Annotated in this window: 16 protein-coding genes; 10 read left to right on the forward strand and 6 right to left on the reverse strand. The window is 72.4% G+C overall.

Features of this window, described 5'->3' with window-relative positions; translation table 11 throughout:
- Positions 1 to 100 precede the first annotated feature (100 nt).
- Positions 101 to 1,900, forward strand: coding sequence for a bifunctional metallophosphatase/5'-nucleotidase (locus ACZ58X_RS37050; RefSeq protein ID WP_470337967.1), 1,800 nt, complete (start codon positions 101 to 103; stop codon positions 1,898 to 1,900).
- 87 nt (positions 1,901 to 1,987) lie between these two features.
- On the opposite strand, the gene ACZ58X_RS37055 is transcribed toward ACZ58X_RS37050, so the two are convergent.
- The 5 genes from ACZ58X_RS37055 to ACZ58X_RS37075 form a co-directional block, all read right to left on the reverse strand.
- Positions 1,988 to 3,355, reverse strand: coding sequence for a sensor histidine kinase (locus ACZ58X_RS37055; protein WP_470337968.1), 1,368 nt, complete (start codon positions 3,353 to 3,355; stop codon positions 1,988 to 1,990).
- Between the two features lie 107 nt (positions 3,356 to 3,462).
- Positions 3,463 to 4,233 carry a response regulator transcription factor gene (locus ACZ58X_RS37060; RefSeq protein WP_470337969.1) on the reverse strand — a complete coding sequence of 257 codons (771 nt, stop codon included), beginning with the start codon at positions 4,231 to 4,233 and terminating at the stop codon, positions 3,463 to 3,465.
- A gap of 112 nt (positions 4,234 to 4,345) precedes the next feature.
- Complete coding sequence (locus tag ACZ58X_RS37065) at positions 4,346 to 5,539, reverse strand: S1C family serine protease (RefSeq protein ID WP_470337970.1); 1,194 nt, start codon at positions 5,537 to 5,539, stop codon at positions 4,346 to 4,348.
- Positions 5,540 to 5,668: 129 nt separating this feature from the next.
- Positions 5,669 to 6,727 (reverse strand): LacI family DNA-binding transcriptional regulator, encoded by a 1,059-nt coding sequence (locus ACZ58X_RS37070; RefSeq protein ID WP_470337971.1) that lies wholly within the window; start codon positions 6,725 to 6,727, stop codon positions 5,669 to 5,671.
- A gap of 137 nt (positions 6,728 to 6,864) precedes the next feature.
- Positions 6,865 to 7,596, reverse strand: a complete 732-nt coding sequence (locus ACZ58X_RS37075; protein WP_470337972.1) for a winged helix-turn-helix transcriptional regulator — start codon at positions 7,594 to 7,596, stop codon at positions 6,865 to 6,867.
- Between the two features lie 653 nt (positions 7,597 to 8,249).
- On the opposite strand from ACZ58X_RS37075, the gene ACZ58X_RS37080 reads away from it, so the two are divergent.
- From ACZ58X_RS37080 to ACZ58X_RS37110, 7 genes are all read left to right on the forward strand, one after another.
- Complete coding sequence (locus ACZ58X_RS37080) at positions 8,250 to 8,543, forward strand: MoaD/ThiS family protein (protein ID WP_470337973.1); 294 nt, start codon at positions 8,250 to 8,252, stop codon at positions 8,541 to 8,543.
- A 5-nt stretch (positions 8,544 to 8,548) separates the two neighbouring features.
- A complete protein-coding gene (locus ACZ58X_RS37085) occupies positions 8,549 to 10,057 on the forward strand; it encodes a hypothetical protein (RefSeq protein ID WP_470337974.1) in 1,509 nt (502 codons plus the stop codon).
- A 132-nt stretch (positions 10,058 to 10,189) separates the two neighbouring features.
- Entirely contained in the window at positions 10,190 to 10,912 is a 723-nt protein-coding gene (locus ACZ58X_RS37090) for an LmeA family phospholipid-binding protein (protein WP_470337975.1), read from the forward strand.
- Between the two features lie 241 nt (positions 10,913 to 11,153).
- A complete protein-coding gene (locus tag ACZ58X_RS37095) occupies positions 11,154 to 11,234 on the forward strand; it encodes an Ms5788A family Cys-rich leader peptide (protein ID WP_350517234.1) in 81 nt (26 codons plus the stop codon).
- Positions 11,235 to 11,476: 242 nt separating this feature from the next.
- A complete protein-coding gene (locus ACZ58X_RS37100) occupies positions 11,477 to 12,313 on the forward strand; it encodes a sulfurtransferase (protein ID WP_470337976.1) in 837 nt (278 codons plus the stop codon).
- 37 nt (positions 12,314 to 12,350) lie between these two features.
- Positions 12,351 to 12,641, forward strand: a complete 291-nt coding sequence (locus ACZ58X_RS37105; RefSeq protein WP_030288989.1) for a DUF1416 domain-containing protein — start codon at positions 12,351 to 12,353, stop codon at positions 12,639 to 12,641.
- Positions 12,642 to 12,742: 101 nt separating this feature from the next.
- Positions 12,743 to 12,979: a DUF3099 domain-containing protein gene (locus ACZ58X_RS37110; RefSeq protein ID WP_465657842.1), complete on the forward strand. Its 237-nt coding sequence runs from the start codon at positions 12,743 to 12,745 to the stop codon at positions 12,977 to 12,979.
- Positions 12,980 to 13,042: 63 nt separating this feature from the next.
- Here the strand turns inward: ACZ58X_RS37110 and ACZ58X_RS37115 are convergent, their stop codons facing one another.
- Positions 13,043 to 13,405 carry a DsrE family protein gene (locus tag ACZ58X_RS37115; protein WP_470337977.1) on the reverse strand — a complete coding sequence of 121 codons (363 nt, stop codon included), beginning with the start codon at positions 13,403 to 13,405 and terminating at the stop codon, positions 13,043 to 13,045.
- Between the two features lie 369 nt (positions 13,406 to 13,774).
- Here ACZ58X_RS37115 and ACZ58X_RS37120 point away from each other — a divergent pair, with 369 nt between their 5' ends.
- Positions 13,775 to 14,359, forward strand: coding sequence for a heme-binding beta-barrel domain-containing protein (locus tag ACZ58X_RS37120; protein WP_380525370.1), 585 nt, complete (start codon positions 13,775 to 13,777; stop codon positions 14,357 to 14,359).
- A gap of 121 nt (positions 14,360 to 14,480) precedes the next feature.
- On the forward strand, positions 14,481 to 14,963 hold the full coding sequence (locus ACZ58X_RS37125) for a Fur family transcriptional regulator (protein WP_470337978.1): 483 nt from the start codon (positions 14,481 to 14,483) through the stop codon (positions 14,961 to 14,963).
- Position 14,964: the final 1 nt, after the last annotated feature.

Here is a 14,964-nt window from a genome sequence, read left to right on the forward strand (position 1 = left end):
GCTACGCGCGTTGACCCTAGGCTGCACTCGCGCAACACATTGCCCACGCGCCGGCGCGCTCCGCCGCCCGCGTGCTCCTCCGAGGTGCAGGGGATCCCTCATGCTCACCGTCAGATCCCGACGGGCGGCGTTCGCCGTCGTCGCCGCCGCAGGTCTGCTCGGCACGGTGGTCGTGCCGACGGCCGCTCAGGCCGCCGACGCCAACGCCAAGCGTCACAAGACCGTCAACCTCCAGCTGCTGGCGATCAACGACTTCCACGGCAACCTGGAGCCCCCGGCGGGCTCCTCCGGCACGGTCAAGGAGATCGACCCGGCCACCGGCAAGGAGGTCTCCACCCCGGCCGGCGGCATCGAGTACCTGGCCACCGAGCTGCGCAAGGCGCGGATCCCGGCCGACGACTCGATCACCGTCGCGGCCGGCGACATCGTCGGTGCCAGCCCTCTCACCTCGGCGCTGTTCCACGACGAGCCGACCATCGAGGCGATGGACAAGCTCGGACTGGACGTCACGTCGGTCGGCAACCACGAGTTCGACCAGGGCGCGGTGGAGCTGCTGCGCAAGCAGGAGGGCGGCTGCCACCCGACCGACGGCTGCTACGAGCCCGGCCGGACCTTCAAGGGCGCCAACTTCAACTACCTGTCGGCCAACGTCACCGACGAGAAGTCCGGCAAGCCGCTGCTGCCGCCGTACTGGGTGACCAAGTCGCAGGGCGTCAAGATCGGCTTCATCGGCGTCACCCTGGAGGGCACGCCGAACATCGTCACCGCCGAGGGCGTCAAGGGCCTCACGTTCGCCAACGAGGTCACCACGATCAACAAGTACGCCGCGGAGCTCAAGGCCAAGGGCGTCAACTCGATCGTCGCGCTGATCCACGAGGGCGGCTACCCGGCCAGCGGCGTCTACAACTACGACTGCGGTGCGGCCGGCCAGGGCGTCTCCGGCCCGATCGTCGACATCGCGAAGAAGATCGACCCGGCGGTCGGCGCCATCGTCACCGGCCACACCCACAACGCGTACGCCTGCAGCATCCCCGACCCCAACGGCGTGCCGCGCTCGGTGACCAGTGCCGCCTCCTTCGGCCGGCTGTTCACCGAGATCGACATGAAGCTGGACAAGACCACCGGCGAGATCGTCCGCCCGTCGGTCAAGGCCGAGAACCACGTGGTGCGGCGCACGGTCGAGAAGGCCCCGGACATGACGGCGCTGATCGACCACTACGCCAAGCTGGCCGCCCCGAAGGCCAACCGGCCGATCGGCTACATCTCCGCGGACATCAACGGCCGCGGCAGCAGCGACCTGGAGAAGCCGCTCGGCGACGTGATCGCCGACGGGCAGCTGGAGGGGCTCGCCCCGGCCGACAAGGGCGGCGCCCAGGTGGCCTTCATGAATCCGGGCGGGCTGCGCTCCGACCTGGTCCACAAGGCCTCGGGCAGTGAGGGCGACGGCGTGGTGACCTACGGGGAGGCGTTCACCGTCCAGCCGTTCACCAACATGATGCAGGTCAAGACGCTCACCGGCGCCCAGCTGGTCCAGCTGCTGCAGCAGCAGGTGAGCGGCCTCAACGACGCGGCGCCGAAGATCCTCCAGGTGTCCTCGAACCTCCACTACACCCTGGACATGCGCAGGACCGGCGCGGACCGGGTGGTCGTGGACTCGATCCGGCTGAACGGCGCACCGGTCGACCCGGCCGCCAAGTACCGGGTCGCCGCCAACGAGTTCCTGGCCGGCGGCGGCGACGGCTTCCCTGCCTTCGCGGCCGGCACCGACAAGCTCGTCGGCGCCTCCGACCTGGACGTCTTCACGGCCTACCTGACGGCCCACAGCTCGGCGGCCTCGCCGTTGAAGCCGCCGGCGCAGGACCGGGTCAAGGTCCTCGGCCCGGGCAGCGACATCGACTGACCGGAGCCGGACACCGGCCCCGGTGACGGGGCCTCGGACGGGCGGGGCGCTGTCGGGGCGCCCCGCCCGTCCTGCTGTTCCCGGCGGCTACTCGGGGGCGGGGCCGCCGGGAAGTCGTACGGTCGCCAGCGCGCCGGGGCCGCCGTCCTGGGCCGGGCCCAGCGTGACCTCGCCGCCCGCCTCCCGGACGCTCTGCGCGACGATCGACAACCCCAGCCCCGAGCCGGGGAGTTGGCGCGAGGACGGGGAGCGCCAGAACCGGTCGAAGACGTACTGGAGCTCGTCCGGGGGAATGCCGGGACCGTGGTCGCGGACGGTCAGCACGCCGTGCTGGAGCCGGACCTCGATGGTGCCGCCGGGCGGGCTGTACTTGACCGCGTTGTCCAGCAGGTTGATCACGGCCCGTTCCAGGCCCGCCGCGTCGCCGTGCGCGTACCAGGGCTCGACGGTCGTCTCGAAGACCAGCCCGGGACCGCGGAGCTTCGCCCGTTCGACCGCCCGTCCGGCGATCTCGTGCAGGGCGACCACCGTCAGGTTCGGACCGGCCTTGGGGGTGTCGGGGCGGGAGAGCTGGAGCAGGTCGCCGATCAGCACGGTGAGTTCCTGCATCTGGGCCTTCATGTTGCCCAGCAGCTTGGTCTTGGTCGCCGGGGGCAGCGGGCGGCCGGTGTCGTTGCTGCGGATCAGCAGGTCGACGTTGGTGCGCAGCGAGGTGAGCGGCGTGCGCAGCTCGTGGCCCGCGTCGGCGATCAGCCGGGTCTGGCGCTCGCGGGAGTTGGCGAGGGCGGTGCTCATCGAGTTGAAGGACGTGGACAGCCGGGCGATCTCGTCATCCCCGTTCACCGGGATGGTGGTGCCGACCTCCTCGGTGCGGGCGATGTGCTCGACGGCGTCGGTGAGTTGGTCGACCGGCTTGAGGGAGGAGTGGGCGACGAGGCGGCCGGCGACGGCGGCGAGCAGGATGCCGCCGAGGGAGACGGCGCCGAGGAGGATGGCGAGGCCCTGGAGGGAGTCCTCGACGGACTGGGTGGGGGTGGCGACCATGACGACGGTGGGTACCGTGAACTTGTGGCTGGAGGTCAGCCGGATGATCGCTGGGTCGCCGTTGGTGTATCTCCCGTCCCGGGTGATCGACTGTCCGGGCCCGAGCCGGAACGCGGCGGAGTCCTGAGGCTCGGTCACGATCGCGCGGGTGGCCCCCGGAGGCAGGCAGACTCCCGCTGTTGAGAGGAACTGGGTGTCTCGGGGGACCCCGCCGCTGATCTCCGGCATGCTGCCACCGTGCTGGTGTTCCAGCGCATCCTCCGGGGTGGGATAGCAGGTGAGTCTGCCTGCCAACGCCGGCGGAGCGCTCGCCAGGTCCGACTTCACCTGGTCGTACAGCTGCTTCTCCACGATGAACCAGCACGCCAATGCCGACAGCGCGATCGCCACCGCTACCGCGGCTGCCGTCATGAACGTGAGGCGGCCGCGCAGTGAGCGGGAGCGGTACCACTGGACGACGCGCCGGCGTCTGCTGGGCACCACCCGCGGTGGGGCCAGCGGCGGGGGCGGAACAGCGCTCACGCGCTGGTGCCGGCGGCCGGGCGGAGGGCGTAGCCGACGCCTCGGACGGTCTGGATGAGGCGCGGCATGCCGCCCTGCTCGGTCTTGCGGCGCAGGTACATGACGTACACGTCCAGGGAGTTGGAGGAGGGCTCGAAGTCGAAGCCCCAGACCGCCTTGAGGATCTGTTCGCGGGTGAGGACCTGTCGGGGGTGGGAGAGGAACATCTCCAGCAGCATGAACTCGGTGCGGGTGAGTTCGACGGGCTTGCCGGCCCGGGTGACCTCGCGGGTGGCGGTGTTCATCCGCAGGTCGGCGAAGGCGAGGACCTCGGTGTCGTCCTCGGCGGCGGCGCGGGCGGCGGCCTCGGTGGCGAGGGCGTTGCGGCGCAGCAGGGCGCGGACGCGGGCGAGGAGTTCGTCGAGTTCGAAGGGCTTGGCGAGGTAGTCGTCGGCGCCGACGTCGAGGCCGGTGACGCGGTCGCCGACGGCGTCGCGGGCGGTGAGCATCAGCACGGGGACGGTGTCGCCGCGGGAGCGCATCCGGCGGACGGCGGTGAGGCCGTCCATCCGGGGCATCATGATGTCCAGCAGGACGAGATCGGGCTTGTCGCGTTCGACGGACTCCAGGGCCTCGTAGCCGTCGGTGGCGGTGGCGACCTCGTAGCCCTCGAAGGCGAGGCTGCTCTCCAGGGCGTCCCGGAGGGCGGGTTCGTCGTCGACCACGAGGAGCCGGGCGGAGGGGTGGCCGGCCTCGGCGGGGGTGCGGTCGTCGGCGGACGGGGTCATGGGCTGATGCCCTTTCTCGTCGGGTGGAGGGCCCGCTGTCGGGTCTGCTGGGTCTGCTGCTGGTGGCAATTGTCCGCCTCGCGGACGTTCACCGGTTCCTACGGATTGTGGCTCACAGGCTCTGGCCGGATTCGAGCTTCGGCAGGACCTGCTTGATGTCGTTCATCGGGATGGCGAAGCCGAGGCCGACGCTGCCGGCGCTGCTGCTGCCCGAGGAGCTGGAGCCGCTGGGCGCGTACATCGCCGAGTTGATGGCGATGACCTGGCCGTTGGCGTTGATCAGCGGGCCGCCGGAGTTGCCGGGGTTGAGGGCGGCGTCGGTCTGGAAGGCCTTGTAGGTGGTGGTGCTGCCGCTGTTCTGCTGCTGCTGGGCCCCGCCGCCGCGCAGGCCGGGCATGCCGGGCAGGAACGGGAGGCCGAAGCCGCCGTTGCCGCTGGTGGAGCCCTCGTCGAGCTGGACGGTGACGTCGCGGTTCTCGGCGCTGATGATGCCGGAGGTGACGGTGCCGGTGAGGCCGTCGGGGTTGCCGATGGCGACGACCGGGTCGCCGATGGCGACGCCGGAGGAGTCGCCGAGGACGGCGGGGGTGAGGTTCTTGGCGCCGCTCGCGGTGATCACGGCGACGTCGAGGTTCTTGTCGGTGCCGGTCACGGTGGCGGGGGCGGTGGAGCCGTCCTTGAAGGTGACGGTGATCCGGCCGCCGGCCGACGCGCCGTCGATCACGTGGTAGTTGGTGAGGATCTGGCCGTTGGAGTTCAGGACGACGCCGGTGCCGGTGGCGGTGCCGTTGCTCTCCTTGACGGTGATCTGGACGACGCTGGGCGAGACGGCGGCGGCGATGGCGGGCACGTTGGCGGTGCCGTCGGTGCGGGCGGAGACGGGGCTGGCGATCGTACCGACCCGGTTGTCGGAGGACTGCCGGTCGGTGGCGATGACCCCGCCGGTGACCCCGCCGATGACGGCGGCGATCGCGGCGACGGCGGTGACCAGGGCGAGCCGTCCGCGCAGCAGTCCGCGCCGGGCCCGGCCGCCGTGGTGGCCGGGGCCCTCGGGGCCGGAGGGGTGGCCGAGCAGGGTGGGCGGCTCGGGCGGCATCGGCGGGGGAGGGGGTGTCGCGCCGAAGGCGGCACCGGAGTGGTCCTCGTGGTGGCCGTACCCGGAGTACGGGTCGGTGCCGTCCTGGTGGTGGCCGTACCCGGTGCGCGGGTCGGTGCCGTCGGTGTCGGAGCCCAGCACGGTGCCCTCGATGACGCGGGGCTCGTACGGACCGTACTGCTCGCTGGGGTTGTGCCGCTGTTCGCTCATGCCGACCAAGTTCCGCCCGGTGGATGAGGACGGGATGAGAAGCGGCTCAGAACGCGGCGAGAAGCCCGTTGACTTCTCATAAAGCCTGGTCAGGCGGCTCTTGGAGCGGAACCGGTGGTTCCGCTCCGGCTAGTCCAGCGGGGTCCGGTCGGGCGCGGCCCCGTCGCAGCCGCAGGAACGGCGGATGACCAGGCGGGACGGGAACTTGCGGACCCGCTCGGTGTCCGAGCCGGGCACCATCAGCGAGTCGTCCAGCACCAGGTCCACGGCGGCCCGGGCCATCGCGTCGCGGTCGGAGGCGACGGTGGTCAGCGGCGGGTCGGCGAGCGCGGCCTCGGGCACGTCGTCGAAGCCGGCCACCGCGAGGTCCTCGGGGACGCGCAGGCCGACCTCGCGGGCGGCCCGCAGCACGCCGATCGCCTGGTCGTCGGTGGAGCAGAAGACGGCCCGCGGCCGGTCGGGTGAGCGCAGCAGCCGCAGCGCGACGTCGTACGCGCCGTAGCGGTGGAAGGGGGCGTCGATCAGGTGCGGCTCGCTGGGGATGCCGTGGGCGTCCATGGCGCGCTGCCAGCCCTCGACGTGGTCGATGACCGGGTCGCCGGGGGCGGGGGACTCCACCGGGCCGCCGAAGCAGGCCACGTACGGGTGCCCGTGCACCTCCAGCAGGTGGCGGACGACCGCCTCGGCGCCGCCCACGTCGTCGGTGACCACCGCGACGTCGTCGATCGCCTCGGGGCGGCGGTGCAGCAGCACCACCTTCGCGCCCTCCATCGCGGCGAACTCCTCGGCGGCGCGCTGCGAGGGGCCCTGGCTGACCAGGATCAGGCCGGAGACCCGCATGCCGAGGAAGGCGCGGACGTAGTGGACCTCGCGGTCGTCGACGTAGTCGGAGTTGCCGATCAGGACGAGCTTGCCGCGTTCGGAGGCGGCCCGTTCGACGGCGTGGGCCATCTCGGCGAAGAAGGGCTGGCGGGCGTCCGGGACGACCATGCCGATCAGGTTGGTCCGGCGGGAGGCCATCGCCTGGGCGACGCTGTTCGGCCGGTAGCCGAGCTGTTCGATCGCCGCGAGGACCTTCTCCCGGGTCGCGGGCGCGACCGGGCGCGGACCGTTGTTGATCACGTAGCTGACGACCGCGGTCGAGGTCCCAGCCAGTCGGGCTACATCGTCGCGCGTCACCTTGGCCACGGAGGGAGTCTACGCGTGTGGCCCCCGGGGCGGCAGTGGGAGCCGGGGCCGCTCCCGGGCGGGACCGGGAGCAATCCGGACGAGCCGGACGGGCCGGCCGCCCGCCCGGCCCGCCCGGCTCCTCCGGGCGGGCCCCGTCAGGCCTCCAGCGGGGCGGAGGGGCGCTGGGCGAGCTCCGGGCGCTCGCTCTTGTCGGTCTTCTCCGGGACGACGAAGCGGTAGCCGACGTTGCGCACGGTGCCGATCAGCTGCTCGTTCTCCACGCCGAGCTTGGCGCGCAGCCGCCGGACGTGCACGTCCACGGTGCGGGTGCCGCCGAAGTAGTCGTAGCCCCAGACCTCCTGGAGCAGCTGGGCCCGGGTGAAGACCCGGCCGGGGTGCTGGGCGAGGTACTTGAGCAGCTCGAACTCCTTGAAGGTGAGGTCGAGCGCCCGGCCCTTGAGCTTGGCGGAGTACGTGGCCTCGTCGACCGAGAGGTCGCCGTTGCGGATCTCCATCGGGCTGTCGTCGGTGGCGACCTGGAGGCGGCCGAGCGCGAGCCGCAGCCGGGCCTCGACCTCGGCCGGGCCGGCGGTGTCCAGCAGGACGTCGTCGATGCCCCACTCGGCGGTCACGGCGGCCAGGCCGCCCTCGGTGACCACCAGGATCAGCGGGGAGCCGATGCCGGTGGAGCGCAGCAGCTGGCACAGGCTGCGGATCTGCGGCAGGTCGCGCCGCCCGTCGACCAGGATGACGTCCGCGCTGGGGGTGTCGACCAGGGCCGATCCCTCGGCGGGGGCCACCCGGACGTTGTGCAGCAGCAGGCCGAGGGCGGGTAGCACTTCGGCGGACGGTTGCAGTGCGTTGGTGAGGAGGAGCAGTGAACTCATACCCGGGGGTCCCCTTTCCGGGTCGTCGCGGTCGCGCCCCGGCTGCCGCCGCAGCCGGTGGGCGCAGGTGCTGAGGGGAGGGGGGAGGACGCCTCGGAGGTGTCGCGGGAGCACTCGGCGCACCGGGGGTCCCGCAACCCGCGGCGCACCGTTTCTGCCCTGTTCATCCCGCGAACCCTCCGGTCTGGTCCGGTCCCGGGTGGCGGCCCGGCGCCGGGTGGCGACACCCCGCCGGCCCGGCACGTCCTTGTGCCGCGAGAGCGGGGCGGTTCCCGCGACACGTCGGGGGTGGGCCGACGAATCGCACGAACGTCCGTACTGGCGTCCTGAAAGCACAAAAGGACCCGGGGGCGACTCTGCCCGGATCCCTCTTGGAGGTCGAGGATAGCCGACCGCTCTGCGCGCCGGGAGTGCGCGAATCCGACGGTTCGCCCAATCCGGGCGTGCGCCGGGTGAGCCTGACCACAGCTTCGAGCGCCGCTCCGGGTCGGTCGGGCCAGGGCGATTGCCGCTCGGACCGGCGGACACGCCATCATGGGACGCACATCGGCGGCGCTGCCCGGGTCCATCGTTCGGGTGGTCGGGGCACGCTCCGGTGGCGAGCCGGACCGGGTCACCGGGGCCGGGCGAGGACGAACGGAAGGGGTGGCCCGATGGGCGCGACCACCGAGCCCGCGAGCGGCGCCCGGGTGCGCGGGACGATCCGCTACTGGGCGGCGGCGAAGTCCGAGGCGGGGCTGGCCGAGGAGCCGTACGAGGCGGCGACCCTGGCGGAGGCGCTGGCCGCGGCCAGGGAGCGGCACGCCGACCGGCCGAAGCTCGTCCAGTTGCTCGGGCACTGCTCGTACCTGGTCGACGGCGCGCAGGTCGGCGGCCGGGACCACACGACGGTGGCCCTGACCGAGGGCGGGACGGTCGAGATCCTCCCGCCGTTCGCGGGAGGCTGAGCGGCGTGACGGACATGAACGACCCGAACCACGGCGGCGGCTACGGCAACTGGCCGCAGCAGCCGCAGCAGCCCTATCCGCATCCGCAGCAGTACCAGCCGCAGCACGCGCCGCAGCAGCCGCAGCACCCGTACGGCTATCCGGTGGACGACGCCGACGCCACCGCCGTGCTGCCGCCGGTGCCCGCGCTGGACGACGCGGCCGCGACCACCCTGCTGCCGCCGGTGCCCCCGCTGGACGACGCGGCGACCACGCTGCTCCCGCCCGTCCCGCCGCTGGACGACGCGGCCACCACCACGCTGCTGCCGCCGGTGACGGTGTCCGGCGCGATGCCGGTCGCCCCGCCGCCGCAGTACGGGCGGCCGCCGGTGCACCAGCCCCCGGCGGCGCAGCCGTACCCGCAGCAGGGGCCGCCGCGGTCGTACCCGCAGCAGCCTCCGGCGGCCCAGCCGCACCCGCAGCAGGCCCCGGTGGCCCAGCCGTACCCCCAGCAGGCCCCGCCCCCGTCCCGGGCGCGGCACGCGGCCCCGGCCGGGGCGCCCGCCCCGGTGTCGCGGACCGCCGCGCAGCAGGGTGCCCCGCAGGGCGCGCCGGTCGGGCACGCCGCGGCCGCGGTGCCGCCCGTGGGCGCGCCGCCCGTCGGGGTGCCCGGTGCCGGGCCCGGCCTTGACCAGCCGACCATGACGCTCAAGCGTCCGGAGGCGCCCGCCGCCCCGTCGTACGGCGCCGTCCCGGTGCAGCCGGTGCCCGGCGTCCCGTTCCCCGGGGCCCCGTCCCCGGCAGCGGCCCCGGCCCCGGGTGGCCGGACCGGTTCGCCGATCATCGACCCGGGCCTCCAGCCCGCCCTGATCACCGCCGCCGTGGCCGCGCTGCTGGCCGGTGGTGCCGCGCTGGGGCAGGTGGCGCTGGCCCTGGTGGTGGCGGCGCTGCAGTTGCTCACGGCGGCCGGCTGGTTCCGGCTGAACGGCATGTGGCCGGCCCGGCAGGGCATCCTGCTGGCCGCGCTGGCCGGGCTCACCGCCGATGTGGCGGTGCTGCTGGCGGACGCCGACAGCGGCGTGGCGGCGGTGGTGGGCGCCCTGGGCGGGTTCTTCCTGCTGGTGCTGGTGCTCCAGACGTTCCGGCCGTCGGACCCGAAGGAGCGGTTCTACGCGCTGACGGTGCTGGGTTCGGCCACCGTGGTGACGGCGCTGTGCACCACGCTGCTGCTGGCCGACTGGGTGCCGGCGGGGGTGGGCGCGGTCGCGCTGGCGACCCTGCTGGCGGCGGCTCCGCTGCCCGGGCCGAAGCAGCTGGGCCCGGTGCTGGGTCTGGTCGCGGCGGTGCTGCTGGGCCTGCTGGTGGGTGCGCCGGTGGCGCTGGGTGCGCTGGCCGGACTGGGGGCGCTGGTCGGCCGCCGGGTCGCGGCGTACGACTTCCCGTCCCGTTTCGTGCACATGACGGCGGGCGTGGCGCTGCCGTTGGCGGTGGCCGCGCCGCTGATCTGGATGGCCACCGGTCTGCTGGCCGGCTGAGTCGGGTACGTCACGACCGCGTCCCGCCCCGGAACCACCTTCCGGGGCGGGACGTCGTACGGTCGTGCGGGAGGGTCGCGCCCGGCGCGGCTCCGGGACGGACGACGGCGACCGGCGACGACGGGGGACACGATGCGCGGATGGCTGAAAGCGACGATCGGCCTGGTGGTGCTCTCCGGGCTGCTGGTGGGCGCGGACCGGATCGCGGTCGGTGTGGCCGAGGACGAGGCCGCCGACCAGCTGGTGAAGAACGGCCGGATGAGCCAGCGCCCGGACGTCACGATCGAGGGCTTCCCGTTCCTCACCCAGGTGGTCTCGAAGAAGCTGGACGACGTCCGGATCTCCTCGGACGGACTGACCGTCCAGAACAACGGGCAGCAGGTGGCGCTGCACTCCTTCAAGGCGAAGCTGTCCGGGGTCGAGGTGAGCGACAGCCTGAACAGCGCCACCGTGGACAGCGGCGCCGGCAGCGGCATCATCAGCTACCAGGACCTCGCCCAGCTGCTGCCCCCGGCCTCCCAGCTGATGGGCGGCGCCCCGCTGCCGGTCGGCGGCAACGCCCGGTTGAGCCTGTCGTACGGCGGCCCGGGCAAGGTCAAGGCCTCGCTGGGGCCGGTCTCGGTGGGTGAGGCCACCGTGCACAACACGGGCAACACCATCACCGTGGACGGCCTCAAGCTGAGCTCGCTGGCCGAGATGGTCGCCGGGCTCGGCAACCGGAGGATCGAGCCGGCCGCCTTCACCCTGGACTCGATGCCGGCCGGTCTCCAGCTGGCCGCGAAGGACGGCGTGGCGCCGCTGCCGGAGGGCCTCCAGCTGTCCTTCGAGGGCAAGGGCGTCAAGCTGCTGGGCTGACCGAGGCCCGCCGGCCGCCGCCGGCCGGTCCGAAGGGGTGCCCCCCGTTCCGCTCCGCGAGACGCGCTGTCCAGCGCGGACCGCGGGGCGGTGTCGTTTCCGCCCGTTGTGTGCCGTCGGCCGGGGCGCGCCCGCTGCCCGGTGGGCCGCGCGGAGGGCAAATCCCATTATCCGGTCGTTCTGGTCTCGATATTCGATACGCTGATGACAGCGGGCCTCCGGTGTCCCTAGCATCGTCGGCATGAAGCGACAGACGGATCTCACGAAGCGGCGGGCGGTCGACCTGTGCCGCGTGGCCGCCTGTCTGTGTCGAATGCGCTGAGTCGGCATTCCGGCAGGGCAGTTCGTGCCCGCCGCCGACCTTCCGGTGACCTCGTCCGGCCCTCGGGGTCGAGGGTCCCCGCTGTACTCCGCAGTCCCCCGCCCGGTCGTCCCGGTTTCGCTCCTCCGTCCCATCATTCGGACAGGATTTCGGACCGCCTCCGTTCGGGCACCCCGGCAGCACCCCCGCTGAGCAGCTGAGCAGCACCTTCCGCAAACCGCCCTCGGATGGAGAACACCACCATGAGCCGCAGCGACGTCCTGGTCGACGCCGACTGGGTCCAGGCCCGCCTGGACGACCCGAAGGTCGTCATCGTCGAGGTCGACGAGGACACCTCCGCGTACGACAAGAACCACATCCGCAACGCCGTCCGGATCGACTGGAAGCAGGACCTCCAGGACCCGGTCCGCCGCGACTTCATCGACCGGGCCGGCTTCGAGGCGCTGCTCAGCGCCAAGGGCATCGCCAACGACGACACCGTCGTCCTGTACGGCGGCAACAACAACTGGTTCGCCTCGTACGCCTACTGGTACTTCAAGCTGTACGGCCACGGCGACGTCCGCCTGCTGGACGGCGGCCGCAAGAAGTGGGAGCTGGACTCCCGCGACCTGGTCGCCGAGGTCCCGGCCCGCCCGGCCACCGAGTACCAGGCGCAGGCCGCCGACTCCTCGATCCGCGCCTTCCGCGACGACGTGATCGCCGCCATCGGCACCCTCAACCTGGTCGACGTCCGCTCGCCCGACGAGTTCTCCGGCAAGCTGCTCGCCCCGGCCCACCTCCCGCAGGAGCAGTCGCAGCGCCCCGGCCACGTGCCGAGCGCCCGCAACATCCCGTGGGCGAAGAACGCCAACGACGACGGCACCTTCAAGAGCGACGACGAGCTCAAGGCCCTCTACGAGGCCGAGGGCATCGACCTGGCGAAGGACACCATCGCCTACTGCCGGATCGGCGAGCGCTCCGCGCTCACCTGGTTCGTGCTGCACGAGCTGCTCGGCCAGGAGAACGTGAAGAACTACGACGGCTCGTGGACCGAGTACGGCAGCCTGGTCGGCGTGCCGATCGAGCTCGGCAGCAACTGAGCCCCCGGCTCGACCCGTAAGTCAGAAGGAGACAGACATGTGCGGTGCGAAGGCCGGCGGGCCGGACCTGGCAGGAGTTGACGTGGCGAACGAGACGATCATCCAGGGTTCGGTGACCCGCGACGGTGAGCCGGTCAACGGCTACGTCCGGCTGCTGGACGAGAACAACGAGTTCACGGCCGAGGTGCCCACCTCGGCGACCGGCCAGTTCCGGTTCTTCGCCCGCCCGGGCAAGTGGACCCTGCGGGCGCTGGTCCCGGGCCAGACCGTGGACCGTCAGGTGGTGGCCTCCCAGGGCACCGCCGTCGAGGTCGCGATCGCGGTCTGACCGGCACGGACGATCACGCCGAGGGCCCCTGCCGCGCAGGGGCCCTCGGTCGTACCGTGGAAGACGTGCAGACGAGGCGCCGGCGGCGCTACTACTACGCCATGATGGGCGTGTGCCTGGGCCTGTTCGTCCTGGCCTGGGGCGTGGTGCGGTTCTTCTCGGTGGGAGCCGCGGTGGGCCTGTGCGTGGTCGCTATGGTCATCCCGCCGGCCGCCGCGGTGTTCGCCAACAAGCGGGACCCGGACGACGACTGGTGGAACGACCCGCGCTGGGAGGACCCGAAGTGGGACGAGCCCGGCCACGACCGGGACCGCCCCGACCACGAGGAACGCCCCTAGGACGTGCCCCGGGCGTCAGTGCTCGGCGCTCACTGCTCGGGGGTCAGCGCCCGGGCGCCGGTATCAGTAGACGAGCGCCTGGACGCCGTCCGCCATGATCTCGCTGACGAAGACCTGGGCGCCCGCGATCCGGACGCCCTCGACGGTGTCCTTCTGGGTGATCCCGCGCCGGGCCGCGCACTGGGTGCACAGCGTCACCGAGCCGGCCGCCAGGATCGACTCCAGCAGGTCCGGCAGCGGTGCGGCGTGCGGCAGCTCGAACTCCGCGGCCCTCCCCGGCACCGCGAACCAGGAGGACTCCCCGGTCAGCCACAGCGAGACGTCGATCCCGCTGGCGACGGCCACGGCCGCCACCGTGAAGGCCTGTGAGCACCGCTCGGGCGCGTCCGCACCGGCGGTCACCTTGATGACGAGCTTCTTCGACATGGCGCCACCTTAGAGGTCCCGCCGCCCCCGTCCGCCGTCATCGTGGAATCCCGTGGGCAAACCTTGAACGGCGCCCCGGGGAGGCGGTGCGGCGGCTACGCTGCGGCGCGGAAGCCGACGTGGTGGGGCTCACCGCGACCGACCGTAGCCCTCCGGATAGAGTGAGCGCGAGCAAAATCCACCACACTGTCGCCGCCTGGGAGCCCCCCGTGTCCGGTCTGGAAATCTTCTTCGACGGTCTGCTGGCCCTGATGGCCGTGCTGATCACCTGGTTCGCCATCTTCTCGGTGATGAAGCTGTACCAGGGCCAGCGCTGACCCTGCCGTACGGTTGAGGCAGACCGCACCGACCACGACAGCGACCAGGAACATGATCGAGATCCCCTCTGACCTCCACAGGGACGTCGTCCCGCTCGCCTTCCTCCTCGGTACCTGGGAGGGCGCGGGCGTCTACGACTTCCCCGGCACGGAGAAGTGCAACTTCGGCCAGGAGATCGTGATCCGTCACGACGGCCGCCCCTTCCTGGAGTTCCGCTCCCGCACCTGGGTGCTGGACGAGGAGGGCGAGAAGGTCCGCCCGCTGGAGAACGAGCACGCCTTCTGGCGCATCACCAGCAACCACGACGGCACCAGCGGCGTCCGCGGGATCGAGATCTCCTCCGTCCGCGACGACGGCACGGTCGAGATCTGGTACGGCGAGCTGGCCGACGGCAAGCCGCAGGTCGACGTCTCCACCGACGCGGTGGCCCGGATCGAGGGCTCCCCGGAGTACTCCGGCGGCAAGCGGCTGTACGGCTTCGTCAACGGCGAGCTGCTCTGGGTCGGCGAGAAGGCCGCCCCGAACGTGCCGCTGCGCCCGTACATGTCCGCGCAGCTCAAGAAGGTGCTCAGCCCGGCCCAGTTGATCAAGGACATCAACGACCTGCCGGACGACGGCATCGCCTTCTTCAAGTAGGCACGGCCCGAGCGGGCACCGCCCGATCGGCCGCGGCGAGCAGCCACGGTTCGAGACGTTCCGTGCACGAGTAGGGACCGGCCCGCGGCCGGTCCCTACACTTGCCACAGGACCCCCGACCTTGGCAGGGACAGAAACCGTGGCGGACACCGGCACCACCGACTGGCAGCTCTCCGGCGACTGGAAGACCGACCTGCGCGAGCGCGGCTACCGCCTCACCCCGCAGCGGCAGCTCGTGCTGGAGGCCGTGGACGCCCTCGACCACGCCACCCCCGACGACATCCTCTGCCACGTCCGCAAGACCGCCAGCGGCATCAACATCTCCACCGTCTACCGGACCCTGGAGCTGCTGGAGGAGCTGGGCCTGGTCTCGCACGCCCACCTCGGGCACGGCGCCCCGACCTACCACCTGGCCGGCCGCCACCACCACCTCCACCTGGTCTGCCGGGACTGCGAGAAGGTCACCGAGACCGACACCGAGATCGCCCAGCCGCTGATCGACCGGCTGCGCGAGCAGCACGGCTTCGACACCGACCTCAAGCATTTCGCCATCTTCGGCCGCTGCGCCGACTGCGCCGCCGGGCGGGCCGCCGAGCGGTCGTAAG

Source organism: Kitasatospora sp. NPDC040550 (assembly GCF_055594965.1).

What these genes read in the sequence shown, in the direction of transcription:
- ACZ58X_RS37050 (WP_470337967.1), top strand. Translation starts at nt 101, where the DNA reads ATGCTCACCGTCAGATCCCGACGGGCGGCGTTCGCCGTCGTCGCCGCC.
- ACZ58X_RS37055 (WP_470337968.1), bottom strand. Translation starts at nt 3,355, where the DNA reads ATGACGGCAGCCGCGGTAGCGGTGGCGATCGCGCTGTCGGCATTGGCG.
- ACZ58X_RS37060 (WP_470337969.1), bottom strand. Translation starts at nt 4,233, where the DNA reads ATGACCCCGTCCGCCGACGACCGCACCCCCGCCGAGGCCGGCCACCCC.
- ACZ58X_RS37065 (WP_470337970.1), bottom strand. Translation starts at nt 5,539, where the DNA reads ATGAGCGAACAGCGGCACAACCCCAGCGAGCAGTACGGTCCGTACGAG.
- ACZ58X_RS37075 (WP_470337972.1), bottom strand. Translation starts at nt 7,596, where the DNA reads ATGAGTTCACTGCTCCTCCTCACCAACGCACTGCAACCGTCCGCCGAA.
- ACZ58X_RS37080 (WP_470337973.1), top strand. Translation starts at nt 8,250, where the DNA reads ATGGGCGCGACCACCGAGCCCGCGAGCGGCGCCCGGGTGCGCGGGACG.
- ACZ58X_RS37090 (WP_470337975.1), top strand. Translation starts at nt 10,190, where the DNA reads ATGCGCGGATGGCTGAAAGCGACGATCGGCCTGGTGGTGCTCTCCGGG.
- ACZ58X_RS37095 (WP_350517234.1), top strand. Translation starts at nt 11,154, where the DNA reads ATGAAGCGACAGACGGATCTCACGAAGCGGCGGGCGGTCGACCTGTGC.
- ACZ58X_RS37100 (WP_470337976.1), top strand. Translation starts at nt 11,477, where the DNA reads ATGAGCCGCAGCGACGTCCTGGTCGACGCCGACTGGGTCCAGGCCCGC.
- ACZ58X_RS37105 (WP_030288989.1), top strand. Translation starts at nt 12,351, where the DNA reads ATGTGCGGTGCGAAGGCCGGCGGGCCGGACCTGGCAGGAGTTGACGTG.
- ACZ58X_RS37110 (WP_465657842.1), top strand. Translation starts at nt 12,743, where the DNA reads ATGATGGGCGTGTGCCTGGGCCTGTTCGTCCTGGCCTGGGGCGTGGTG.
- ACZ58X_RS37115 (WP_470337977.1), bottom strand. Translation starts at nt 13,405, where the DNA reads ATGTCGAAGAAGCTCGTCATCAAGGTGACCGCCGGTGCGGACGCGCCC.
- ACZ58X_RS37120 (WP_380525370.1), top strand. Translation starts at nt 13,775, where the DNA reads ATGATCGAGATCCCCTCTGACCTCCACAGGGACGTCGTCCCGCTCGCC.